The organism is Rhizobium aureum, assembly GCF_030182495.1.
Classification (GTDB): Bacteria; Pseudomonadota; Alphaproteobacteria; order Rhizobiales; family Rhizobiaceae; genus Rhizobium; species Rhizobium tropici_C.
Map to the genome: position 1 here is coordinate 284,523 of NZ_JAQJCI010000006.1, position 23,856 is coordinate 308,378.

Annotated in this window: 24 protein-coding genes; 18 read left to right on the forward strand and 6 right to left on the reverse strand. The window is 61.2% G+C overall.

Features of this window, described 5'->3' with window-relative positions:
- The first annotated feature begins 171 nt into the window (after positions 1–171).
- Entirely contained in the window at positions 172–708 is a 537-nt protein-coding gene (gene recX, locus PH552_RS17460) for a recombination regulator RecX (RefSeq protein ID WP_112342296.1), read from the forward strand.
- A gap of 99 nt (positions 709–807) precedes the next feature.
- Entirely contained in the window at positions 808–1,386 is a 579-nt protein-coding gene (locus PH552_RS17465) for a DUF922 domain-containing Zn-dependent protease (protein WP_112342295.1), read from the forward strand.
- A gap of 51 nt (positions 1,387–1,437) precedes the next feature.
- On the opposite strand, the gene PH552_RS17470 is transcribed toward PH552_RS17465, so the two are convergent.
- Together PH552_RS17470 and araD are read right to left on the reverse strand one after the other, a co-directional pair.
- A complete protein-coding gene (locus PH552_RS17470) occupies positions 1,438–2,163 on the reverse strand; it encodes a ribonuclease activity regulator RraA (RefSeq protein WP_112342294.1) in 726 nt (241 codons plus the stop codon).
- 18 nt (positions 2,164–2,181) lie between these two features.
- Positions 2,182–3,918, reverse strand: coding sequence for an L-arabinonate dehydratase (gene araD, locus PH552_RS17475; RefSeq protein WP_112342293.1), 1,737 nt, complete (start codon positions 3,916–3,918; stop codon positions 2,182–2,184).
- Positions 3,919–4,137: 219 nt separating this feature from the next.
- Here araD and PH552_RS17480 point away from each other — a divergent pair, with 219 nt between their 5' ends.
- From PH552_RS17480 to nadC, 5 genes are all read left to right on the forward strand, one after another.
- Positions 4,138–4,830 (forward strand): GntR family transcriptional regulator, encoded by a 693-nt coding sequence (locus PH552_RS17480; protein ID WP_183764078.1) that lies wholly within the window; start codon positions 4,138–4,140, stop codon positions 4,828–4,830.
- 110 nt (positions 4,831–4,940) lie between these two features.
- Positions 4,941–5,843 carry an NUDIX hydrolase gene (locus PH552_RS17485; protein WP_112342291.1) on the forward strand — a complete coding sequence of 301 codons (903 nt, stop codon included), beginning with the start codon at positions 4,941–4,943 and terminating at the stop codon, positions 5,841–5,843.
- Between the two features lie 69 nt (positions 5,844–5,912).
- Entirely contained in the window at positions 5,913–6,884 is a 972-nt protein-coding gene (nadA, locus tag PH552_RS17490) for a quinolinate synthase NadA (protein WP_112342290.1), read from the forward strand.
- Positions 6,881–8,422 (forward strand): L-aspartate oxidase, encoded by a 1,542-nt coding sequence (locus tag PH552_RS17495; protein WP_112342289.1) that lies wholly within the window; start codon positions 6,881–6,883, stop codon positions 8,420–8,422. Before nadA ends, PH552_RS17495 begins: the two co-directional genes overlap by 4 nt.
- Before the next feature lies 1 nt (position 8,423).
- Positions 8,424–9,281: a carboxylating nicotinate-nucleotide diphosphorylase gene (gene nadC / locus PH552_RS17500; RefSeq protein ID WP_183764081.1), complete on the forward strand. Its 858-nt coding sequence runs from the start codon at positions 8,424–8,426 to the stop codon at positions 9,279–9,281.
- A gap of 73 nt (positions 9,282–9,354) precedes the next feature.
- On the opposite strand, the gene PH552_RS17505 is transcribed toward nadC, so the two are convergent.
- The 4 genes from PH552_RS17505 to PH552_RS17520 all read right to left on the reverse strand — a co-directional run bounded on the left by PH552_RS17505 (position 9,355) and on the right by PH552_RS17520 (position 11,922).
- Positions 9,355–9,768: a type II toxin-antitoxin system VapC family toxin gene (locus tag PH552_RS17505; RefSeq protein WP_112342287.1), complete on the reverse strand. Its 414-nt coding sequence runs from the start codon at positions 9,766–9,768 to the stop codon at positions 9,355–9,357.
- Positions 9,765–10,037: a type II toxin-antitoxin system VapB family antitoxin gene (locus PH552_RS17510; RefSeq protein ID WP_112342286.1), complete on the reverse strand. Its 273-nt coding sequence runs from the start codon at positions 10,035–10,037 to the stop codon at positions 9,765–9,767. The genes PH552_RS17505 and PH552_RS17510 overlap by 4 nt, the downstream gene beginning before the upstream one ends.
- Before the next feature lie 146 nt (positions 10,038–10,183).
- A complete protein-coding gene (locus PH552_RS17515) occupies positions 10,184–10,960 on the reverse strand; it encodes an SDR family oxidoreductase (RefSeq protein WP_112342285.1) in 777 nt (258 codons plus the stop codon).
- Positions 10,961–11,061: 101 nt separating this feature from the next.
- Positions 11,062–11,922, reverse strand: coding sequence for a MurR/RpiR family transcriptional regulator (locus PH552_RS17520; RefSeq protein WP_112342284.1), 861 nt, complete (start codon positions 11,920–11,922; stop codon positions 11,062–11,064).
- 227 nt (positions 11,923–12,149) lie between these two features.
- Between PH552_RS17520 and murA the strand changes: the two genes are divergently transcribed.
- The 11 genes from murA (at position 12,150) to PH552_RS17575 (ending at position 23,847) form a co-directional block, all read left to right on the forward strand.
- On the forward strand, positions 12,150–13,406 hold the full coding sequence (gene murA, locus PH552_RS17525; protein ID WP_112342283.1) for a UDP-N-acetylglucosamine 1-carboxyvinyltransferase: 1,257 nt from the start codon (positions 12,150–12,152) through the stop codon (positions 13,404–13,406).
- Positions 13,403–14,302: a glucosamine kinase nucleotide-binding domain-containing protein gene (locus PH552_RS17530; protein WP_112342282.1), complete on the forward strand. Its 900-nt coding sequence runs from the start codon at positions 13,403–13,405 to the stop codon at positions 14,300–14,302. The genes murA and PH552_RS17530 overlap by 4 nt, the downstream gene beginning before the upstream one ends.
- Before the next feature lie 96 nt (positions 14,303–14,398).
- Positions 14,399–14,650, forward strand: a complete 252-nt coding sequence (locus tag PH552_RS17535; protein ID WP_112342281.1) for a type II toxin-antitoxin system Phd/YefM family antitoxin — start codon at positions 14,399–14,401, stop codon at positions 14,648–14,650.
- Entirely contained in the window at positions 14,647–15,096 is a 450-nt protein-coding gene (locus PH552_RS17540; RefSeq protein WP_183764083.1) for a type II toxin-antitoxin system VapC family toxin, read from the forward strand. Before PH552_RS17535 ends, PH552_RS17540 begins: the two co-directional genes overlap by 4 nt.
- Before the next feature lie 397 nt (positions 15,097–15,493).
- On the forward strand, positions 15,494–16,417 hold the full coding sequence (gene murQ, locus PH552_RS17545) for an N-acetylmuramic acid 6-phosphate etherase (protein WP_183764086.1): 924 nt from the start codon (positions 15,494–15,496) through the stop codon (positions 16,415–16,417).
- Positions 16,418–16,573: 156 nt separating this feature from the next.
- Positions 16,574–18,019 carry an ABC transporter substrate-binding protein gene (locus tag PH552_RS17550; RefSeq protein ID WP_246698599.1) on the forward strand — a complete coding sequence of 482 codons (1,446 nt, stop codon included), beginning with the start codon at positions 16,574–16,576 and terminating at the stop codon, positions 18,017–18,019.
- Between the two features lie 129 nt (positions 18,020–18,148).
- The gene (locus tag PH552_RS17555; protein WP_183764091.1) at positions 18,149–19,108 is read left to right on the forward strand and encodes an ABC transporter permease; all 960 of its coding nucleotides are present in this window, start codon (positions 18,149–18,151) and stop codon (positions 19,106–19,108) included.
- Positions 19,108–19,947, forward strand: a complete 840-nt coding sequence (locus PH552_RS17560; protein WP_183764094.1) for an ABC transporter permease — start codon at positions 19,108–19,110, stop codon at positions 19,945–19,947. The genes PH552_RS17555 and PH552_RS17560 overlap by 1 nt, the downstream gene beginning before the upstream one ends.
- On the forward strand, positions 19,944–21,683 hold the full coding sequence (locus tag PH552_RS17565) for an ABC transporter ATP-binding protein (protein ID WP_183764097.1): 1,740 nt from the start codon (positions 19,944–19,946) through the stop codon (positions 21,681–21,683). Before PH552_RS17560 ends, PH552_RS17565 begins: the two co-directional genes overlap by 4 nt.
- A gap of 21 nt (positions 21,684–21,704) precedes the next feature.
- Positions 21,705–22,721 (forward strand): serine hydrolase domain-containing protein, encoded by a 1,017-nt coding sequence (locus PH552_RS17570; protein ID WP_183764100.1) that lies wholly within the window; start codon positions 21,705–21,707, stop codon positions 22,719–22,721.
- A gap of 10 nt (positions 22,722–22,731) precedes the next feature.
- Entirely contained in the window at positions 22,732–23,847 is a 1,116-nt protein-coding gene (locus tag PH552_RS17575) for an anhydro-N-acetylmuramic acid kinase (RefSeq protein WP_183764103.1), read from the forward strand.
- Positions 23,848–23,856 lie beyond the last annotated feature (9 nt).

Consider the following 23,856-nt stretch of genomic DNA (forward strand, 5'->3'; position numbering starts at 1 on the left):
TGAGACGGCCTCCACCGTCGATGGGGGTTCGACGCTCGGCGTTTCAATGCCGTGGCCGCAGAGACACCATAGCCAATCATCCCATGATTACCAAGTGCATTCATTGCCTGGTTGGCCTTGCTCGCGTAAAATTCTCCGTGATGATTCCTCTCTTCTCGAATGTCCCCCTTCATGGATGAAGCGCCGACAAGCCGCATGCTCTCCTGGGCACGCAACTCCACCATCTATCGCCTCGAACGCCGGATGATGACTGAAAAGCAGCTGTTCGATGCGATCGCTAAAAAGGCGCGGCAGAAGTTCGAGGATATCAACGATACACAGGTCAGGGCGCTTGCCGATTTTGCCGTCAAATTCGCTTATGAGCTGAAGGTGCTCGATGACGTCGCCTATGCCGAGATCAGCACGCGTTCGGCAGTTCGATCAGGCAAGTCGAGGAAAGCCATCGCCTTCAAGCTCGCATCCAAGGGAATTGCCGGTGAAACGGTCGTTGCGGCCGTGGAGGAGGTCGATGATCTCCATTCCGCCGTCATCTTTGCCCGGAAGCGTGGCTTCGGCCCCTTCCGGCGCGGTGACCTCGACGAGAAGCGCAAGGCAAAGGAATTATCCGCCTTCGCCCGCAACGGTTTCAGCTTTGCGATTGGCAAACGGGTTTTCGATATGGAGCGTGAAGATGCCGAAGACCTGTTGCAATCGACCTCGGCCGTTTGACACGGGCCGCATTGTCATGGTTGATCGCGCCAGCTAATTTGCCGCGCTTGCGTGCGGCGATGCATGGGGATCTTGGTGAAATCAGATATTGCGTTGGGTATGGTGGCGATGGGCATCGCTTTTTATCCTTTTGCAGCACAGGCGGATTGGCAGCCGATCGAGACCGTCAAGACCTACGCGATTGCCGGAAGATCGGGGCGTGAACTCTACGATTCGATCGGCGAGCGCGGTCCCTTGCTCGGACCCAAGGTGAGGGCGATTGCCCATACCGATTTCAAGCTGACCTGGACCCGGAAATACGAACCGCAGCCGGATGGCGCCTGCATGATCACGGTCAACATACCGAAGCTGATCATCACTTACACATTGCCGAAACCTTCGGCGCAATTGCCCGCTTCGACCCGCAAAAGCTGGCAAAAATTCATCGCCGGGGTCGAAGCGCATGAGCGTGTGCATGGCGGCTTCATCAAGGACATGGTCAAGGAGATCGAAGCCGTGAGCGTCGGCTTCTCCGTGCCGGATGACCCGAAATGCAGCAAGATCCGCGTCGAGCTCACAAAACGGCTCGGGGAGATTTCCAGCAAAGAGCGGCAGAAAAACAGCGACTTCGACAAGGTCGAATTCAGCGACGGCGGCAATCTCCAGCAGCTGGTCTTGAAGCTGGTCAAGGAAGAGTAATTGAGGGACCGCAGCCGGGCAAATCCGCCGGCTGCGTGACCTAATGTGGTTTTATCGGCCCTTCCTCTTTCGCCATTCGGCGAATTTCTGTCTCGGGGCGTCGCTGGTCGCAGGATAAAGACCGATGATGGTCGCGCCGTTCATGACTTCCTCGGTGACGAAATCCTCATAGGCCGTCATTTCCACGGTCTCAGTGGCGATTTCATCGGCAAGGTGCGCCGGAATGACGATGACGCCCTCATTGTCGCCGACGAGAACGTCGCCTGGGAAAACCGCCACATCGCCGCAGCCGATCGGGCCATTGATTTCGATGGCCTGATGCAGCGTCAGGTTCGTCGGCGCGGACGGGCGGTGATGATAGGAGGGAATGTCGAGGGCGGCGATTTCCGGGCTGTCGCGCAAGCCGCCATCGGTGACGACGCCGGCCACGCCACGTACCTGTAGGCGCGAGATGAGAATGGAGCCGGCCGAGGCGGCGCGTGCATCCTTGCGGCTATCCATGACCAGTACGAAGCCGGGCGGGCATTGTTCGACGGCGGCCCGTTGCGGATGCTCGGGGTTGCGGAAGACTTCGAGCGTGTTCAGGTCCTCTCGCGCCGGAATATAGCGCAGCGTGAAGGCCTGGCCGACCATGTTCGCCTTCTTCGGTGAGAGCGGCCGCACATCCTGAATGAATTGGTTGCGCAGGCCACGCCGGAAAAGTGCGGTGGCGATCGTCGGTGTTGCGACGCCCATCAGCTTGTCGCGCGTCTCATTGCTCAGCACAAAATTGCTCATGCGATAAATCCCTCGTGATCAATAGATGTCGGGTTCGCCCGGCGTCGGGCCGAAGCTGCGTTCCAGGAAGTCGAAATCGCAGCCGGTATCGGCCTGCGCCACATGGCGCGAGAACATCCAGCCATAGCCGCGGCCGAATTTTTCCGCCGGCTTGACCCAGGCATCGCGCCGCCGCTTCAGCTCGTCCTCGTCGACAAGCATGTCGATGCGCCGCGCCTCGAGATCAAGACGAACGATATCGCCGTTGCGCAGCAGCGCCAGCGGGCCGCCGACATAAGATTCCGGCGAGACGTGCAGGATGCAGGCGCCATAGCTCGTGCCGCTCATGCGGGCATCGGAGAGGCGGAGCATGTCCCTGTAGCCCTTCTTCAGCAGTGCTTTCGGGATCGGCAGCATTCCCCATTCCGGCATGCCGGGGCCGCCTTGCGGGCCGGCGCCGCGCAGTACCATGACGTGGTCGGGTGTGATGTCGAGATTCTCGTTGTCGACGGCCGCCTTCATCTCCGGATAGCTGTCGAAGACCAGTGCCGGTCCCTGATGCTTGTGGAAGCGTGGGTCGCAGGCGGCCGGTTTGATGACGGCGCCGGTCGGCGCAAGATTGCCCTTCAGCACCGCAAGCGACCCCTCATGATAGACCGGATTGTCGAGCGAGCGGATGACGTCGTCATTGTAGCATTTCGCCCCCTCCAGCGTCTCGCCGAGGGTGACGCCGGAGACGGTCAGCGCCGAGAGATCGAGCTTGGAAGAGAGCTTCGCCATCAGCGCGCGCAGGCCGCCGGCATAGTAGAAATCCTCCATCAGATAGGTCTTGCCGGTCGGTCTGATATTGGCGAGCACCGGCGTCGTGCGCCCTGCCTTGTCGAGATCGTCGAGCGAGAGATTGATGCCGGCGCGCCTGGCCATCGCGATCAGATGCACGACGGCATTGGTGGAACAGCCCGTCGCCATCGCCACCGCAACCGCATTGTTGACGGCGGCCTGCGTGACGATCTTCGAGGGGACCAGATCTTCCCAAACCATCTCGACGATACGCCGGCCGACAGCTGATGACATGCGGATGTGATTGGCATCCGGCGCGGGGATCGAGCTTGCACCAGGCAGGTTGAGGCCCAGCGCCTCGGCGATCGCCGTCATCGTGCTTGCCGTGCCCATGGTCATGCAGTGACCATAGGAGCGGGCGATGCCGGCCTCGACATCGACCCATTCCTTCTCCGAAATGGTGCCGGCGCGGCGCTCATCCCAGAATTTCCAGGCATCGGATCCCGACCCCAGATATTCGCCGCGATAATTGCCGCGCAGCATCGGGCCGGCCGGGAGGTAGATCATCGGCAGCCCCATGGAAAGCGCGCCCATGACGAGGCCGGGCGTGGTCTTGTCGCAGCCGCCCATCAGCACGGCGCCGTCGACAGGGTGCGAGCGCAAGAGTTCTTCTGCTTCCATCGCCAGCATGTTGCGATAGAGCATGGTCGTCGGCTTCACATAGCTTTCCGACAGCGAAAGGGCAGGCAGTTCCAGAGGGAAGCCGCCGGCTTGCAGGATGCCGCGTTTGACGTCCTCGACGCGATGCTTGAAATGCGCATGGCAGGGATTGGCGTCGGACCATGTGTTCAGGATGGCGATGACGGGCTTATCGGTCCATTCTTCGGGCGCATAGCCCATCTGCATCGTGCGTGAGCGGTGTCCCGAGCTTCTGAGATCATCAGGCGCAAACCATCTGGCACTGCGCAAGTCCTGGGGCTTCTTCCTGCTGTTCATCGTATTTGCGCCTTGTCTTTAACGAGGGGCGAAGAGTGGGGCGATGTAAGCGTCGCACAATTCCGATTGCTGGCTGCGACATCTGCACGCTCAATCCTGTTGATTGCGCCAACTGCCAGAAATGAGGTTGGCGTCGGCTCACTAAAGCACTAATGTATCAGTGCATCAAGCCATGAATTGTGCTTAATGAGTAGACGCTCTTGACCAGAAAGGCCGCCGGTGAAGCTCAATCCGAAGGAATTTGCCCTTGATCGCTCCCGCCAAGTCGCGCCTCAGATTCTGGAGATCCTGCGATCACGCATTCTTTCGATGAGCCTGCCGCCAACGACAGTCTTGTCGCGCATCTCGCTGCAACGCGAATTCAATGTCAGCCAGACCCCCGTGCGCGATGCCCTGATCCGGCTTGAGGAGGAGGGGCTGGTGGAGGTCTATCCGCAATATGCGACTGTCGTTGCGAGGATCGATATTCGCAACGCGACCGAGGCGCATTTCCTGCGATTGTCGATCGAACTCGAGGCGGTCCGCAGGCTGGCTGCGGATTCGCCTGCGGAAACCGCAGCAATCCTCGAAGGCATCCTGGCGCGCCAGAAGCATATGGCGTCACAGGAAACCTATGATCTCTTCGACATGCTCGACAAGGATTTCCATCGCGTTCTCTATGAGCGGGCCGGCATTCTCGGTCTCTGGTCTACGGTCCGGCGCCAAAGCGTGCATCTCGACCGGCTGCGCATGCTCAACCTGCCAATGCCAGGCAAGCTCGAGCAGATCATTGTCGATCATCAAGCCGTGGTCGATACTGTCCGCTCGGCCGATGCGGAAGCCGCCGTCGCTGCTCTGCGCCGGCATTTGTCAGGCACCTTGTCGATCGTCGATCTCATTTGCGAGCAATATCCGGATTATGTGAGCCGTTAGCCTGTCGGCTTTTCGGACCGATGTGAGGTGTGGAGCGTACCAGAACCCGCATTGGCTTGTGTCTTACTTCATGCGACAAGGTTTACAGGCAAACAAATCATGGAGTTCGCTTGACCATCGGGCTTGCGCATGCCGAGTTGATCGCAGTTTTGACGGCCGTTACGGGCGGCGATCCAAGGGTGATGACGGTTCGGTCGGGCGATGCCTTGCCATCCGGCCCGTTTGAACTCGGACATCGCACGCTGCAGAGCGGATTGCGCGAATGGATTCAGGAACAGACGGCCCACCCTGTCGGCTATCTGGAGCAGCTCTACACGTTTGCTGATCGCGATCGAAACAACGAAATTCTCGGCGGGCGCACGATTTCCATCAGCTATCTGGGGCTCGTGCGCGAGCAGGCGGCCCCCGGGGGCGGAACGCCGGGCTGGCATGGCTGGTATGAATATCTCCCTTGGGAGGATCATCGGGGCGGGCGACCGGCGATGCTGGACGATATCGCCGCTCGGCTCACATCCTGGATCGAGGAGGACGCGATGCGCAGGGGCCAGCGCCGCCGGCGGGCCGACTTCGATTTCGGGCTGAATGGTGCGGCATGGAACGAGGATCTCGTTCTGCAGCGCTATGAACTGCTCTACGAAGCAGGGCTCGTTGCCGAGGCGGGCTGCGATCTCAAGCATAATTTCGGCCGGTCGATGTTTGCCGATCATCGCCGCATCCTTGCGACCGGCATGGCCCGGCTGCGGGCCAAGATCAAGTACCGTCCCGTCGTCTTCGAGCTCATGCCCGAGAATTTTACGCTGCTGCAATTGCAGAAGACGGTCGAGGCGCTCGCCGGCCTGACGCTGCACAAGCAGAATTTCCGCCGGCTTATCGAGCAGCAGGAGCTGGTCGAGGAAACCGGCGGCACTGAAAGCGAAACCGGCGGCCGTCCCGCCAAGCTCTTCCGCTTCCGCCGCGCCGTGCTTGAAGAGCGTGAATTCGCCGGAACGAAATTACCCCTCTCCCGCAATTGACATATGCTCACACTGAGAATATCTATTTGCTCATAATATACTCAAAATGAGTATAATAAGGAGCCGGTCATGAATCTTCCCGTATCCGCATCCCCACTCTACGATCGTGTCAGCCGCGTCATCCCGAAAGCCGAATGGCTGTCATTCCAGGACGACGTCGAGGCGATCCTTGGTTTGAAGCGGCGGCACAATGCCGTCATTCTCGCCCACAACTATCAGACACCGGAAATCTTCCATGGTGTTGCCGATATCGTCGGCGACAGTCTCGCGCTTGCGCGGAAGGCCGTGGAGGTCGATGCCGACATCATCGTCCTGGCCGGCGTGCACTTCATGGCAGAGACTGCCAAGCTACTGAACCCGGAAAAGACCGTTTTGATCCCTGATCTGGAGGCCGGTTGCTCCCTCGCGGAATCGATCACGCCGGAGGATATCGCCTTGCTGCGTCAGGCTCATCCCGGCGTTCCCGTCGTCACCTACGTCAATACGTCGGCAGCCGTGAAGGCGGCTTCCGATATCTGCTGTACTTCGGGCAATGCCCGGCAGGTGGTGGAATCGCTCGGCGTGCCGAAGGTGCTGATGCTGCCGGATGAATATCTTGCGCGCAACGTCGCGCGCGAAACCAATGTCGAGCTCATCGCCTGGCATGGGCATTGCGAGGTTCACGAACTCTTCACAGCGGACGATATACGCCAGCTCCGTGAGAATTATCCCGGCGTAACCGTGCTGGCTCATCCGGAATGCCCGCCCGATGTCGTCGAGGCGGCGGACTTCGCCGGCTCGACTGCCGTCATGTCCGACTATGTCGGCAAGAAACGTCCGTCGCGCGTCGTCTTGCTCACCGAATGTTCGATGAGCGACAATGTCGCTGTGCATCATCCGGACGTCGAGTTCATCCGGCCCTGCAATCTCTGCCCGCATATGAAGCGCATCACCCTCGGCAACATCCGCAAGGCCCTGGAAGAAGGGCGGCATGAGGTGACGGTCGACCCGGCAATTGCCGCCGACGCCCGTCGGGCGGTAGAAAGGATGCTGGCGATATGAGCGAGATCCTCGAAGAACTTGGCGGCCGCGTCGTCATCGTCGGCAGCGGCCTTGCCGGATTGATGACGGCGCTGACGCTGGCGCCCGAGCCGGCCGTTATCGTCACCCGTGCCCTGATCGGAGCGGAAACGTCGAGCGCCTGGGCACAGGGCGGCATCGCCGCCAGTATCGGCAAGGGCGATAGTGCAGCCCTGCATCTCGCCGATACGCTTGTCGCCGGCGACGGGCTTTGCGACGCGAAAGTGGCGGCAAGGATCGTCGCCGAAGCGCCTGCGGCCATTGCGGCGCTGGAGCGTTTGGGCGTCGAGTTCGACCGCAACGATGCCGGCGAATTGTCCCTCGGCCTCGAAGCTGCCCATTCGCTTCGACGTATCGTGCATTCCAGGGGCGATGGTTCGGGGGCTGCCATCGTCCGCGCGCTCGCCGAGGCGGTCGCCCGCGCGCCATCCATCACGGTGCTCGAGGGCTGTCAGGCGCAACGCCTGTTGCTGGATGGGGATCGCGTCGCCGGCCTTCTGTGCCTGACCGGCAAGGGCAATATCGTCTTGCCGTCCTCCCGTATCGTCCTTGCTACCGGCGGCATCGGCGGTCTCTTCGATGCCACGACCAATCCGGTTGGCAATTTCGGGCAGGGGATTGCGCTTGCGGCACGGGCCGGGGCACGGCTTGCCGATATGGAGTTCGTGCAATTTCATCCGACGGCGCTCGACAGCCGCCGTCGCCCCCTGGCGCTTGTCAGCGAGGCGGTTCGCGGCGAGGGCGCGCTGCTCGTCAATGAAAGCGGCGAGCGCTTCATGGCCGGTGTCGAAGGTGCCGAGCTTGCACCGCGCGATGTGGTTGCCCGTGCCATCAGCGCGGAAATCGCCCGCGGCGGTCGGGTCTTCCTCGATGCGCGAGGCGCGCTCGGCAATCGTTTCGCCGCGCGCTTTCCAGTCATCGAGGCCCTTTGCCACGAGGCGGGCGTTGATCCGTCGAGCGATCTCATCCCGGTGCGTCCGGCCGTTCACTATCACATGGGCGGCGTTGCGACCGACGAGAGCGGCCGCAGTTCGGTTCCCGGCCTATGGGTTGTCGGCGAGGCGGCTTCCACCGGCTTGCACGGCGCCAACCGCCTTGCCAGCAACTCCCTGCTCGAGGCCGCGGTCATGGGCATGCGGGCGGCGCGCGATATCGCTGGCACGGATGCAAGCCTCGCAAGATTGCCGAAGCAACATCCCGAGACATTCGCGCCAGACCCGACGACCGTCCGGCCGATTGTGTCGCGGCATCTCGGCGTGTTGCGCAATGCCGGTGCCATCCATGGCGCGATCGCGGCCCTTCTGCCGCTTTGTGAGAACGAAAGCACGGCAACTAACCCTGCGCTGGTGGCCTTGCTGATCGCCGTCTTCGCAAGTCTCCGGATGGAATCACGCGGCGCCCATGCGCGCACGGATTTTCCGCTGAAACTGCAATACGCGCAGCGCCGCATGATGTATCTCACCGACGCCCTCGATATCGCCCGGTCCGTCGTTCCCTATTCGATGGCAAGGAGTGCCTGACATGACGCTTGCTCCCCTCCCGCGCGTGATCGTTGAGCCGCTTGTGCGCAATGCGCTTGTCGAAGATCTCGGCCTTGCCGGCGACGTAACGTCCACCGCCGTCATTCCGGCGGAACATCGGTCCCGCGTTGCTATGGTACCCCGCGAGCCGGGCGTGGTCGCGGGCCTCGATGCCTCCGAGCTGGCCTTCCAGCTGGTCGATCCCGCCATCGCCATGACCCGTCATGTGCCCGACGGTACGAAGGTTGATGTCGGTGAGGTCATCGCGACGATCGAAGGACCATCCCGCGGCCTGCTGACAGCGGAACGCACCGCGCTCAATTTCCTCGGCCATCTCTCCGGTATTGCCTCCGTGACCGGCAGCATCGTCGAGGCGATCGCCGGCACGAAGGCATCGATCGTCTGCACGCGCAAGACGACGCCGGGCCTCAGGGCCCTGGAAAAATACGCCGTGCGCGCCGGCGGCGGCATGAACCATCGCTTCGCGCTCTATGACGCCGTGTTGATCAAGGATAATCATGTCGCCATTGCCGGGGGTATCGCCGAAGCCATCCGCCGCGCCAAGGCGGGCGTCGGTCATATGGTCAAGATCGAAGTCGAAGTGGATACGCTCGCGCAGCTTCGCGAAGCGATGCAGGAGGGTGTCGACGCCGTGCTGCTCGACAACATGACACCGGATCAACTGCGCGAGGCAGTTGATATTGTCGGCGGCCGGGCCATCACGGAAGCCTCCGGCCGCATTACGCCGGCAACGGCTTCCGCAATCGCCGCTACCGGCGTCGATCTCATCTCCGTCGGCTGGCTGACGCATAGTGCGCCGACGCTCGATATCGGGCTGGACTGGAAGGCTGCGGCCTGAGGCAGAGCGAGCTTCTACATTTTGGGCTGTCGGCAACGCAAGGTTGCTGGCAGCCCAGCTTCCAGTTGGTCATTTATTTCGTCAATGCGGATTGCACGTCGGTCAACGCAAAATCATCTCCGACATAGAGCAAAGGGGCTGAATGTCGTTTGGCAAGGGCATAGGCGAAGCAATCGCCGAAATTCAGGCCGCCTCGCGTGCCGAAACCCTTACCGTATTTCACACGGGCCTTCATCGCGGCTCGCGCGAGATTTTCGTCTATCGAGGCAATCCCGATGCGGAATTCGGTCAAAAACTCGTCTAGATCGGCAATCGCCTCATACCGGTCTCCTTCTTTGATCCTGCCCGCCATGACCGTGCCGGCTTCGACGTAATTCACAGCCGATATGAGACGCTGAGCGTCCGTCTGGAGGGCCATCACGCAGTCTGAAGCTTCCGCCTCCTCGAACATGATCGCTATGATGGCAGACGCATCAACGATCATCATCGGGGGAAATCGAGTTCTTCAGCTGTGTCGCCGACCGCTTCATCCCATTCCTGTTTCGTGACGGGTCGCCGATCGTAGCGGCCGGCGCGCCGGCGGACGAAAGCTTTCATACGGGCAGCATAGTCGCCCTGTGTCTCCTGCTCGGCACGCAGCCGTTCAAGCCGCTCGCGCATGGCCTGGGTAATGGCGTCGGTCATGGTTTCGCCGGTCAGGCGGGATAATTCCCGCGCCAGCCGATCCGCCTCTTCAGTCTTGATGCTCAACGCCATGATCGCTGCCTTTCTAGATGAACGATCTAGATAGCACGTGTATATCGCTTCTTCAATGCAAAAGGGTCTCGATCAAGTTGATCCCGGTGAACACGTAAGCCAAATTTACTCCTTGATTCTGATGCGACCAAGTCGCTGCTCAGCTTTCACACCACGACCGGCACCTGCGCGCCGTCCATGCTGATCACGACGCCGGTGACATAGCCGGCCTTGGCCGAACTCAGGAAAGCAACGACATTGGCGATGTCGCCTGGATCGGCCATGCGGCCGATCGGGATGCGCTTAAGGGCATCCGCTAGCGCTTCCTTCTCGGTCAAGCCGGAAGCCTTCACGGCCGCCTTCAGGCCCTCGGCGACACGGTCCGTCTCGGTGAGGCCAGGATTGAGGCCGACGACACGCACACCTTTGCCGGCATAGGCGTTGGCAAGGCCGACGCTTGCGAGCATCAGGGCGGCATTGGCCGATCCACCGGCCAGGTGGACGGGCGAGGCGATCTTGCCGCCATTACCGATGATATTGATGACGGCACCTGAGCCGCGCGCGCCCATGCGTTTGATGACGGGATCGATCACGTTGATGTAGGAAAAATACTTCGCATCCATCGCAGCCCGCCAGATGGCAGGCGTCAGCTCATCCGCCGGCGTGCGTGCCGCGGCACCTGCGCTGTTGACGAGGATATCGATCGGGCCGACATCGGACTCGACCTTGTTCACCACGGCAAGTGCCTGCTCGTCGGAGACCAGGTCGGCGGCGTAGCCGCGTGTGCCGGGAAGCCTGGAGAGGGCGGCATCGATATTGGACTGCGAGCGCGAGCAGATCGCAACCCGTGCGCCTTCCTGCAGGAAGAGCTCGGCGCAGGCAAAACCGATGCCCTTCGAGCCGCCCGTGATCAGAACGATTTTATCCTTGAGGCCAAGGTCCATGGAATGTCTCCGGTATGATTTGCTTGGATCGCCAAGCTACGTCCCGAAATCACCATCGTACAGGGTTGCGGTCGTCACAGCTTGGTTACCGGAGCGCGATCTTACGAAAGACGCTTGGCCTTCAGCACGGAAACGGCCGTCTCGCTGTTATGGACATAGTCGTTGGCGTCAGGCTGACGCTGCACCAGGAGAATGAACAGCAGGTCGGTCAGCATCAACTGTGCGTCGCGGGCGGTGATCGCCGACGACCGCACGCGATCCTCGTCGCCGACGGTATGGAGGCAGATATCGGCGACGCGGGCAAGCGGGTTGTCCTGCAACCCGGTGACGGCAATGACGGTCGCCTGGCGCTGGCTTGCCAGCTCTGCAATCCGCAGCGTCTCGATGCTGGCGCCGGAATAGGACAGCGCAAAGAGCAGGTCGTCAGGCCCAAGCGTCGATGCGTTGGCCATCTGCACATGGCTGTCGCTATCATGCAGCACGTTACGGCCGAGCTTCATCAGCTTGTAGGAAAAATCGCGCGCCACCAGCGACGAGGCGCCGACGCCGGCCAGATGGATGCGCCGGGCATCATGCAGCGCTTCGAGCGCCTTTTCGATATCGGCTTCGTTGTTGACGGAAATGGTCTGCTGCATGGCCTGCATCTTGCTGCCGAGCAGCTTCTGCAGGATTGTGAGATAGCCGTCGCCCACCTCGATCGTGCCATGGATCATGCCGGCCGGCGCCTGCCATTCCTGCGCTTTCGCCTCGCTGACGGCAAGCTTCATTTCCTGATAACCGGCATAGCCGAGCTTCTGGCTGAATTTCACGACACTCGACTGGCTGCGGCCGGTTTCCGCCGCGAGAGCGGCGGAGGAGAGGCGCAGCATCTGATCGGGATTGTCGATGATGAACTGTCCGATCTGACGATCGGCGGGGGCCATGCTTTCCAGCTGCGCGCTGATTTTCTTTAAGATCGACATTTGTCCCTTCAAGCCATCAAGGCCGCTTTACCCACTGACACGAGCGCATCGAAAATAGCATCCGGTTCAAGCTCGGCAATCTCGCTTCGTGCGATCGGACATTATCACAGCAGGTTGGAATAAAAAATTCCAAATCCGGTTGACACTCTGGAATGGCCGATTAGTCTTTGGAGGAGACGCGTGAAGGACTCGTGGCGTCCTCACCTTTTCCTCGACGGATTTTCATCATGGACAGACTTCGCATCTCCGGCGGCAAAAGGTTGCAGGGCGCGGTGACCATCGCCGGCGCCAAGAACGCCGCCTTGCCGCAGATCGCCGCAGCGCTCTTGAGCCCACATCCGCTGGAGCTCACGAACCTGCCCGCCGTCAGCGACGTCGAGAACATGCTCGGCGTTATTGCGCTGCACGGCGCCAAGATCGCACGCGGGCCGCATGGCACGACGGTCGATGCGAGCGAGATCGTCTCGAAGGAGACCTCCTATGATACGGTCCGGCGCATGCGGGCGACTGTGCTGGTGCTGGCGCCGCTGCTTGCCCGCTTCGGCCATGCGCGTGTTTCGCTTCCGGGCGGCTGTGCCATTGGCGCCCGGCCCGTCGATATGCATATCAAGGCCCTGGCGACTTTGGGCGCCGATATCGCGATCGAAAGCGGCCTGATCGTCGCCTCGGCGCCGAGCGGGCTGAAGGGCGCACGGATCGTGCTGAGCTCGCCATCCGTCGGCGCGACGGAGACGGCCATGATGGCCGCCTGCGCGGCCAAGGGCGAAACCGAGATCCTGAATGCCGCCCGTGAGCCGGAGGTGGCTGATCTCGCGGCTTGTCTTTGCGCCATGGGTGCACGGATCGAAGGAGCGGGAACCCATCGCATCTTCATCGATGGTGACACCGATTGGCGGTTCGCCAAGCATCACGGTATCCCTGACCGCATCGAAGCCGGCACCTATGCCATAGCAGCCGCGATCACCGGCGGTCAGCTCGAACTTATCCATGCACGGCTGGAAAATCTGGCTTCGGTCGTCCAGGCGCTTGAGGCTATGGGAGTGAGTGTCTGGCCGAGCGATCGGGGTCTCGTTGTCTCGCGAGACGGTCCGCTCAAGGGAGCCGATATCACCACCGAACCCTATCCCGGCTTCCCGACGGATCTGCAGGCACAGTTCATGGCTCTGGCCTGCTGTGCGGAAGGCGCGTCGCTGATCCGCGAAACGGTATTCGAAAACCGCTTCATGCATGTACCGGAGCTGACGCGGCTGGGCGCCAACATCACCCTGCAGGGCACGACGGCACTGGTGCGCGGCGGTGCGCCGCTCAAGGGCGCGCAGGTGATGGCGACGGACCTCAGGGCATCCGTGTCGCTGGTTCTCGCCGCCCTCGTGTCCAAGGGCGAAACCATCGTCAACCGTGTCTATCATCTCGACCGCGGTTACGAGCAGCTCGATCGCAAGCTGCGCCTCTGCGGCGCCGATATCGAACGGCTGACATCATGACGGCCGCATCGGAAAACGCTCCCTATTTCCTCGGCATTGACGGCGGTGGCACCGGCTGCCGGGCTCGCATCGAGGATGCTGAAGGCACGGTCTTGGGGCAGGGATTGTCCGGGCCGGCAACGACCCGGTTCGGGATCACTGAAGCATGGGCATCGATTTCGCGTGCCTTCGATGCCGCTATCGAGGAGGCGGGGCTGAATGCCTCCGATCTTGGGCGCGTCCATGTCGGTGTCGGTTTGGCCGGGATCGGCCGCAAGGGCGCCCTTGCCGCACTGAAGGCGATCGAACATCCCTTTGCCAGTATCCATTTTATCAGCGACGGCGAGGGCGCCTGCCTCGGCGCGCATTCCGGTCGCGATGGTGCCATTGTCATTGCTGGGACGGGCTCGATCGGCCTCGGCCTTGTCGAAGGACGGCAATTGCGGGTCGGCGGCTATGGTTTTCCCATTTCGGATGAAGGCAGCGGCGCCTATCTCGGGCTGAAGGCCGTGCAGCTTGTATTGCGTGCCCATGACGGCCGTGAACAGAAGACCGCATTGCTGGCCGAAATCATGCAACGCTTTCAGAACGATCCGATGGAGGCGGTCGCTTGGATGGACCGGGCATCGGCGACGGATTATGCCGCTCTTGCGCCCATGGTCCTTAGGCATGCCGATCAGGGCGATGCTGCCGCGCGGCGGATCGTGCAAAGCGCGGCCGGCCATATCGATACTCTGGTTCGCACCCTGTTCGAAAAAGGTGCGCCGCGCGTCTGCCTGCTCGGCGGTCTCGCAAGCCCGCTCGAGCCCTGGCTCTCGCCCGATGTACGCCGTCGATTGAAACCCAGCGATGGTGACGCGGTATCCGGTGCGATCATTTTGGCAAGACAGGCAATTTGCGGCTCTCGAACCGAATGACCTGGGATGCAATAGACGTCTTTCTCTTTCCCCTTGATTCCAACGACGGTAGGCCCTATTTTGACTATATATGGTCATTTTAGATTGAGGGCCGTGATGTCAACAATTAGCGTAGCAGAGGCAAAGGCAGGCTTTGCCAATCTGGTCGATGAGGCCGCCAACGGTGATTTTGTCACCATTACGCGCCACGGGAAGCCCGCTGCCGTACTTGTGTCGGTCGAAGCGGCAGAGGCCGCGAAGAAGGCTCTGAAGAAGCCAAGGCCGAATTTCGGGGATTTCCTGCTCACCTTCCCCGGTGGTGTCGATCTGGATCGAAACTCCTCAAAAATGAGGGACGTTGATCTGTGACGGAGTACCTGCTCGATACGACTATTATCAGCAGGTTTGCGCCGGATAAGGTGCCGCCCTCCGATGCCATCCGGATCTGGTTCCACAATCAGGGCGAAGCCGATGCGCTCTTTCTGTCGGCCATGTCCGTGTCGGAGATCGAAAAGGGAATACGCTCCCTTCATCGTCGTGGCGGAACTGAGCGAGCCAAGCGTCTCTCTGACTGGCTCGATTTCATCACGCACAGTTTCAGCGATCGTATCCTACCCATGGATGCGGTGGTTGCGCGGATCGCCGGTGCTCTGGAAGACGACGCCCTGAGCAAGGGCCACAATCCTGGCCTCGGCGACATTATCATTGCAGCGACGGCGCGGGCTTATGACCTGACGGTCATCACCGAGAACTTGCGGCATTTTCAGCCGCTCGACGTATCGGCTGATCTTCCGGCGGTTTTCAGATCGGAATGATCGCTATCTCCACAATGAATGGCAACCAGCGCGATGATGGCGACGTCTACGATCAAGCTGACTGATCTGGAGTCGAAGCGTTAGCTGGCGTCGGTCGGTAAATCACACTTACCCGCTGTGTGCTGTCGCCGCATAATCGCAGTGGTGAATTTGCGCGGCAGAATTGGAATATTTTATTCCTTTATAGATTGACGAAAGGAATAATCAGACATAGTGTTAACCAAGGTAAACAGGGAGTGGGCAGGAAGCGGAGCCGAAAAGGCCGCCCGAGCCCTGGCTGATTTTGATCGGCCGTCTGACTGAAAACCGATCCTTGCTGTGGCGTGTTCGATATTAAAGTGATCGAACTTGCCACTGCGAGCTGTTGATATCGAAGCGTTATTTCGCGAGCAGGCCCATGACAGAACAGACGTTGATATCCGAACTGGAACAATTGGTTTCCGAAGGGCGCAATCCGAATACGATGCATATCGATCTGTTGCCGACCTTCGATATCCTGCGTGAAATCAACTACGAAGATCAGACGGTGCCCCTCGCCGTCGAGAAGGTGATCCCAGCGATTGCCGCCGCCGTCAATCAGATCGTCGCCACCTTCCAGAAGGGCGGACGGCTGATCTATATGGGGGCCGGCACCAGCGGCCGTCTCGGCGTTCTCGACGCCTCCGAATGCCCGCCCACTTTCAGCGTGCCGCCGGATATGGTCATCGGCCTGATCGCTGGCGGCCCGGATGCGCTGCGGCGCTCGATCGAGGGTGCGGAGGATGATCCGGCCCAAGGGCGCCAGGCATTGGAAGAGATCAAGCTGAGCAAGGATGATGTCGTCGTCGGCATCGCCGTCAGTGGCCGCACGCCCTATGTGATCGGTGGCCTGAACTACGCCAAGAGTATCGGTGCCTTTACCGTCGCGCTCTCCTGCAATCCCAATTCCATCATCGCCGGCATTGCCGATCTGGCGATCTCGCCCGTTGTCGGCCCGGAAATCCTGACCGGTTCGACCCGGCTGAAATCCGGCACGGCGCAGAAACTCATTCTCAACATGCTGACGACAGCAAGCATGATCCGCATCGGCAAGAGCTATCAGAACCTGATGGTCGACGTCAGCGCCAGCAACAAGAAGCTGGTGGCGCGCGCCTCGCGCATCGTCATGCAAGCGACCGGTTGCACCCAGCAGGAGGCCCGCCGGGTGCTTGATCTCACCGGCAATGACGTCAAGCTAGCCATTCTCATGGAAATTACCGGGATGGGCATTGAAGAAGCCCGCACGGCATTGCAAAACGCTGATGGATTCCTGCGCAAGGCCATCAACGCCAGGACTGCTTGAGACAACCATCGCGGCATGCCGCGACGGCAATCAATGGGCCAAAATCGGTCGGGGACATTTAAAAAATTTGGAGGACTGAAAGTGGAAGGGAATTTTGGAAAGAAGCTGATTTCGGGTGTGGCGCTGGCCGTGGGGATCGGTCTGGCGACGGTTGCTATGCCCGTAGAGGCAGCGACGTTGCGCATGGCATGGTCGCAGGACGCAACCGGCCTTGATCCGCATAAGCAGACCGCCTTCTCCTCCATCCGCCTGCTGGAACTGATCTATGAGCCCCTCGTTCGCCTCGATGGCAATCTGCAGATCGTGCCCGGTGTCGCCGAGAGCTGGCAGTTCTCGCCCGACGGCAAGCAGTTGACCTTCAAACTCAATGCAAAGGCCAAATTCCAGAACGGCGCAGCTGTCACGTCGGCCGACGTCAAGGCCTCCTTCCAGCGCATTCTCGATCAGGCGACCGGCGCTGTCGCCCGCGCGAACTTCCTGTCGATCGCGAGCATCGATACGCCCGATGCCAATACCGTCGTTTTCAACCTGTCGCAGCCCGACGTTCCGCTTCTGACTGCCATGACGAGCCTCAATGCTGCCGTCGTGCCGGCCAGCGAAATCGCAGCCGGCACCATCGGCACGAAGGCGATTGGCTCCGGCCCCTTCAAGCTCGACAGTTGGGTTCCGAACTCCAAGGAAGTCTTGAGCGCCAACAAGGATTGGGCGGGCGGCGCCACCGGCGTCGATGGCATCAACATCAGCGTGCTGCCGGATGAAACCGCGATCCTTGCGTCGCTCCGCACCGGCCAGATCGATTTCGCGCTGCTGAACGATCCGCTCGTGGCAACGCTGGTGCCGAAGGAGCCGAAGCTGCAGCTCACCCGCACGCCGGTGCTCTCCTACAACGTTCTGCAGCTCAATCCGTTGCGTAAACCCATGGATCAGCTGGCCGTGCGCCAGGCGATCTCCTGCGCCATCGACCGCAAGGACGTGATGGATACGGCAGCACTCGGCGAGGGCAAGGTGACCGGCCCGCTGACGATGCCGCTCTACGCCACCGATCCCAGCAAGCTCTTCTGCTACACGCGCGATGTCGCCAAAGCGAAGAAGTTGATGGCCGATGCCGGCTTTGCCAACGGCTTCTCGGCGACCGTGATCGCCGCAACCGGCGAGCCGCCGACAGCCACGGCCGAAGCGCAGGTCATTCAGTCGCAGCTCGCCGAAATCGGCATCAAGCTCGACATCAAGGTGATGGAACTCAACGTCTATGTCGACACCTGGCTGAAGGGCAATTTCGACATGGCCGTGGCGCTCAATGGCGGCAGTGCCGACCCCTATTCGATGTATAACCGTTACTGGACCAAGACCGGCAACCTGCAGAAGGTCGCCAACTATATCGACGATACGCTCGACAGCCTGATGCAGAAGGGCCGCGCCGAAACCGATCCGGCCAAGCGCAAGGAGATCTTCGCCGAATTTGAAAAGCATCTTGTCGAGGTCTCACCCTGGATCTGGCTCTACACGGCCTACGGCTACACCGCCGAGCAGAAGAACGTCGAGGGCTTCGTGCCGACGCCGACCGGCTCGTTGTTCGGCCTGAGCAAAGTCACGATCAAGTAACGACGATCGGGAGCTAGAGCATTTCCCTTTCAAATGACGTTATGGAAGTGCTCTATCTCTTTGTTTTTACGCAATTTCGGCCGTAAGTTCACGTCTTGGTTCAGCTGAAATTGTTTTAGAGGAATTATAATGTCGTATCTGACGCGCCGGCTGATGACATTCCCGCTGATCATGCTGGGCGTGTCCATCTTCGTCTTCGTCGCCATCCGGCTGGTGCCGGGCGATGCGATTACGGCAATGCTCGGAACCAATGCGGGCCTGCTGACGCCGGAGCAGCGAGAGGCTCTTGCCGCCTATTTCGGCATCGATCAGTCCTGGCCGATCCAGTACTGGCACTGGCTGCTCGGTGTATTCCAGGGCAATCTCGGCATTTCCGTCACCTACGGGAAGCCGGTGCTCGACATCATCCTGGAACGCTTTCCGCTGACGCTCGAGCTTGCCTTGCTTTCCATGGTGATCGCGCTTGCCATCGGCCTGCCGGCGGGCGTCTTTGCCGCCACGCGCAATGAAAAACTGTCCGATCTTGCCGTGCGCATCGTCGCCATGATCGGGCAGTCCACGCCAAACTTCGTTCTCGGACTGCTGCTGATCTATGCCTTGTCGGCGGGATTTCGCGTATTGCCGACCATGGGCGCCTTCACACCCCTTTGGGAGAACCCGCTTGAAAATCTCGGCCAGATGATCCTGCCCGCATTGACCCTCGGTTTTGCTTTCGCCGCGTCGGTGACGCGCGTCGTGCGCTCGGCGATGCTCGATGTCCTGAGCGATGACTATGTGCGCACCGCCCGCAGCCGTGGCGTGCCGGCGCGTGGCGTCATCTGGCGGCATGCGCTACCGAATGCGCTGATCCCCGTCGTTACGCTGAGCGGTGTCGAATTCGGCTACCTGCTCGGTGGTGCCGTGCTGGTCGAGCAGATCTATGCCCTGCCGGGGCTCGGCCGAATGGTGCTCGATGCCATCCTGCAGCGCGATTACGCGCTGGTGCAGGGCAGCGTGCTGTTCATTGCCTTCAATTTCATGATCGTCAATCTGCTCGTCGATCTCGCCTATGTCGCACTCGATCCGCGCGTTCGCCTGGGGGAAGGCTGATGCGGATCGTCAGAGCCATCTTCGGACATATGAGCGGCCGGATCGGCGGCGTCATCGTCCTCATCTATATCCTGCTTGCCATTCTCGGCACGCTCGGTGTGACCCCGCACGATCCGCTGATGCAGAACCGCATCGACCGCTTGCATGCGCCGAGCCTCACATATTGGATGGGCACGGACCTCTTCGGCCGCGATGTCGCGAGCCGCCTGATGCACGGCATCGGTGAATCCTTCACAGTCGCCTTCTTTTCCGTCGCCGTCGCTACCCTGATCGGCACCGTGCTTGGCCTGACGGCGGCATGGTCGGGCAAACGCTGGGATGGCGTTATCATGCGCGCGATGGATGTGCTTTTAGCCTTCCCGGCGATCCTGCTGGCGCTGCTGATCATCGCCATTGTCGGCCCTGGTACCTGGACCAGCGTCGCCGCGATCGCGATCGTTTATACGCCGATCTTCACCCGCGTCGTGCGCGGCCCGGCCCTTTCTCTGAAGGCACGCGATTTTGTCGATGCCGCCCGTACCTTCGGCAGCAGCAGGTCCTATATTCTGACGCGGCATCTCCTGCTCAATCTCGTCGCACCCTTGACGGTGCAGGTAACACTGGCGCTCGCCTGGTCGCTGCTGACGGAGGCGGGTCTCAGCTTCCTCGGCCTGGGAACGCAGCCGCCGGCCTCGTCGCTAGGTCTGATGCTGAGCGACAGTCGCAATCTTATGGAAACGGCGCCTTGGCTGCTGATCTTCCCCGGCGTGACCATCATGATTTCCATTCTCGGCTTCAACCTGCTCGGCGATGCTCTGCGCGATATCCTTGATCCGAAGATGCGGAGGTCGACGGTATGACACCGCTTCTTTCCGTCTCCGATCTCAGCGTCGGCTTCGGGCGCAATGCGGAGGCCCATCCCATTGTCCGCGGTGTCAGCTTCGATCTCGAAGCGGGCGAGACGCTGGCGATCGTCGGCGAGAGCGGCTCGGGCAAGTCGGTAACGGCACTGTCAATCAATCGCCTCGTCGATTTCGGCGGTGGCCGCATTATCGGCGGCTCGATCCGGCTCAAGCGTGGCGACAACAGTATCCTCGATCTCACCAAGGCGGGTGAAGCGGAACTGACGAAGATCCGTGGTGCCGAGATCGGCATGATCTTCCAGGAGCCGATGACCTCCCTCAATCCGGTTTTGACCATCGGCACGCAGATTGAAGAATCCTTCCGGCTGCACCGCGGCCTGACCGGCAAGCAGGCAAAGGCTGCTGCCAAGGACGCGCTGGATCGCGTGCGTATTCCGGACGCGGCGCGGCGGCTGACCTATTGCCCGAACCAGCTTTCCGGCGGCATGCTGCAGCGCGTAATGATCGCAACGGCGCTTGCCTGCAATCCTCGTCTATTGATTGCCGATGAGCCGACGACAGCGCTCGATGTCACCGTGCAGGCGCAGATCATGGCGCTGCTCGCCGAATTGAAGCGCGAGACCGGCATGTCGATGATCTTCATCACCCACGATATCGGGCTTGTCGCCGGCATTGCCGACAAGGTGATGGTGATGCAGGCGGGCGAAGCGGTGGAGCAGGGCGAGCTTAATCAGATCCTCGATCATCCAACCCATCCCTATACGCAGCATCTATTGCATTCCGTTCCGCATTTTGCCTCGGGACAGGCTGCACGCACCGATTTTCAACGGGACGAGGTGTCGTCCCAGCCGGCATTGAAGGTCGATGGCTTGACCGTCCGTTTTCCGGTCAAGGGCGGCCTCCTTCGGCAGTCGAGCGGCGCCGTTCATGCCGTCGAAGGCGTCGGTTTCGACCTGATGCCGGGCGAGACGCTGGCAATCGTCGGCGAGAGCGGATCGGGTAAATCCACCACGGCCCGCGCGATCCTCGGATTGGTGAAATCGACCCGCGGCACCTTTACGACGAATAGCGGCAAGGCGGCGGATCGCACCAGCGCGGTGCAGATGGTCTTCCAGAACCCATACGCTTCGCTCAATCCGAGACTGCGCATCGATAGCATCCTTGCCGAACCGGTGATCGCCGCGGGCGGCCGCATCTCAGTCGAGACGCGAGACCGCATGGTCATGCTTTTGAAGCGCGTGGGATTGCCAGAAAACGCTCTCGAACGCTATCCGCACGAATTTTCCGGCGGCCAGCGGCAAAGGCTGTGCATCGCTCGTGCCCTGATGCTGAATCCCTCAGTGCTGGTGCTTGATGAGGCGGTTTCCGCGCTTGACGTCTCGGTCCAGGCCCAGGTTTTAAGCTTGTTGATCGAGCTGCAGCGCGAATATGGTCTTGCCTATCTCTTCATCTCGCATGACATGGCTGTTGTGGAACGCATCGCCCATCGCATCGCGGTGATCTATGCCGGGCAGATCGTCGAGATTGGCGATGCCGCCTCGGTCTTGTCGGAACCCAAGCATTCCTATACCAGGCGGTTGATCGCGGCGGTTCCGACGGTGGCGCGGCGCAAGGAAAACTTCACGCTCGACACCCGCCAGGTTCCGTCGCTGGTGCGCCCCTTGGGCTTCGAGCCGACTGTACCGGAGTGGCGTCGCTTCGCGGCGGATCATATCGCTCTCGTGGAAGCCTGAACGAAGTCGCAAGGAGCTGGGATGGCAGGGACGAGGATGCAGTTTCAGGAGCGTTTCGACCGGGCCTTTGTACCGCTCGAACAATCGGTTGCAACGTCCCGCATCCCCGGCGGTGTGCTTGGCATGATCGATCTCGACGGTATCAGGCAGGTCCGCGCCGTCGGTTCGGCACAGAAGGTGCCGAGCGCCAGGCCGATGCTGGTCGACACCTGGTTCGACCTTGCGTCGCTCACCAAGGTCATTTTCACCACGCCGCGCATCCTGGCCCTGGCCGAGGCTGGCACGATCGATCTCGACGCGCCGCTTACAGAACTTCTGCCCGATCTGCGCCAGTATAGTGCCGAAGCCTGGGAGCGGAAGGTGACGTTCCGCCAATGTCTCGGTCATCAGACGCCGTTTCCGGCAGTCGAGCCAATCTACACCTATGGCCGGGATCCAGAGCTTCTGCGCGCCTTCATCCTGCAGCGCGAATGGCGCGCCGGGCCGCCCGTCTATTCCGATATCAATTTCATTTTGCTTGGCCTTGCGCTGGAGCGGCTGAATGGGAAGACGATCCGCGCCATGGATGCAGGCCCGGGATTTGCTTTTTCCGCGCCGCCAGAATCATCGGCGGCTACGGAGGACTGCACCTGGCGCCATCGCGTCCTGTCGGGCGAAGTCCATGACGACAACTGCTCCGCGCTGCAGGGTGCCGGTCATGCCGGGCTCTTTGGAACGGCTGACGCAATCCTCGATTTCGCCAAAGGCCTACTCGATGGTAGCGGCGCATCTGCACAGTCGATCGCCCTGATGCGCCAGCCGCTTTCGGCGACGCGCACCCATGGCTGGGAACGGCCCCATGACGGTTGGCATGGCGGCGCTCTCTGCTCGCCCGGCACGATCGGCCATACGGGATTTACCGGCGTGGCTCTCTGGGTCGATTTCGACCAAGGCCGAGCCTGGACCCTCCTTACCAACCGCATCCATCCGACGCGCCACTTCGACAGCGGCATCCTGGCGCTTCGTCAGACCGTCAGCGATCTCGTCAACGCAGCATAGGAGCCTGACTATGGAACCAATCTGGGCAGTCGGTCTGATGACCGGAACCGTCCTCGACGGCAATATCGATGTCGCCATGCTGAAGACCGACGGCGAGCGCATCGAGGAGTTCGGCCCCTATGTTCTGGCTCCTTATCCCAGCTGGATTCGAGAGCTGCTGGAAGAGACGTTGCGGCAGGCGCGCGCATGGAATTTCGAGGGAGCCGAACCGGCGATCTTCAAGGCGGCCGAGGAAGCCTTGACGCGAGCGCAGTCGGAGGCGGTGCGGGAGCTCGTCGAAAGCAACGGTATGGCGATGGCAGACATCGGCGTCGTCGGCTTTCATGGCCAGACCGTGCTGCATCGCGCGCCGCAGAAGGACCGGCTTGGGCAGACGCGCCAGCTTGGGGACGGCGAGCTGATGCGTTCTATTCTCGGCACCAAGGTCGCCTATGATTTCCGCTCGGCCGACATGCGTGCCGGCGGGCAGGGCGCGCCGCTTGCTGCTGCCTATCATACCGCGCTGCTGCGCGGGGCGGGTGCAGCAGGAGAGGCGGCCATTCTCAATCTCGGCGGCGTTGCCAATGTCACCTGGTGGGATGGCGAGGGCAATTTCGTTGCCTTTGATACCGGTCCCGCCAATGCGCCGCTCAATGATTTCATCAAGTCCCGCGGGCTCGGCGAAATGGACCGTGACGGTGCGCTTGGAGCTGCCGGCAAGGTCGATGAGGCGCGGCTCGAGCGGCTGCTGCAGCATCCCTATCTGACTGCACCCTATCCGAAGTCGCTGGATCGGTTCGATTTCGGCGCCGCCATGGCGGATGGCCTCAGCCCGGAAGATGGCGCCGCCACGCTTTCAGCCTTCACGGCAAGCGCCGTCGGCAAGGCGCTGGACCTGCTGCCGCGCAGGCCCACCAAGGTCGTCGTCAGCGGCGGCGGCCGGCACAATCCGACGATCATGTCGATGCTGAAAAGCCGGGCCGGAGTCGAGCCGATCTTTGCCGAAGATCTCGGCTGGCGCGGCGATGCTGTCGAGGCGGAGTGCTTTGCGTTTCTCGCGGTGCGCGTTCTGCGTGGCCTGCCGATCAGCTTTCCCGGCACGACGGGCGTGCCGGCGCCGATGCGCGGCGGCCGCCTCGCGGAGTAACAGGCCTTA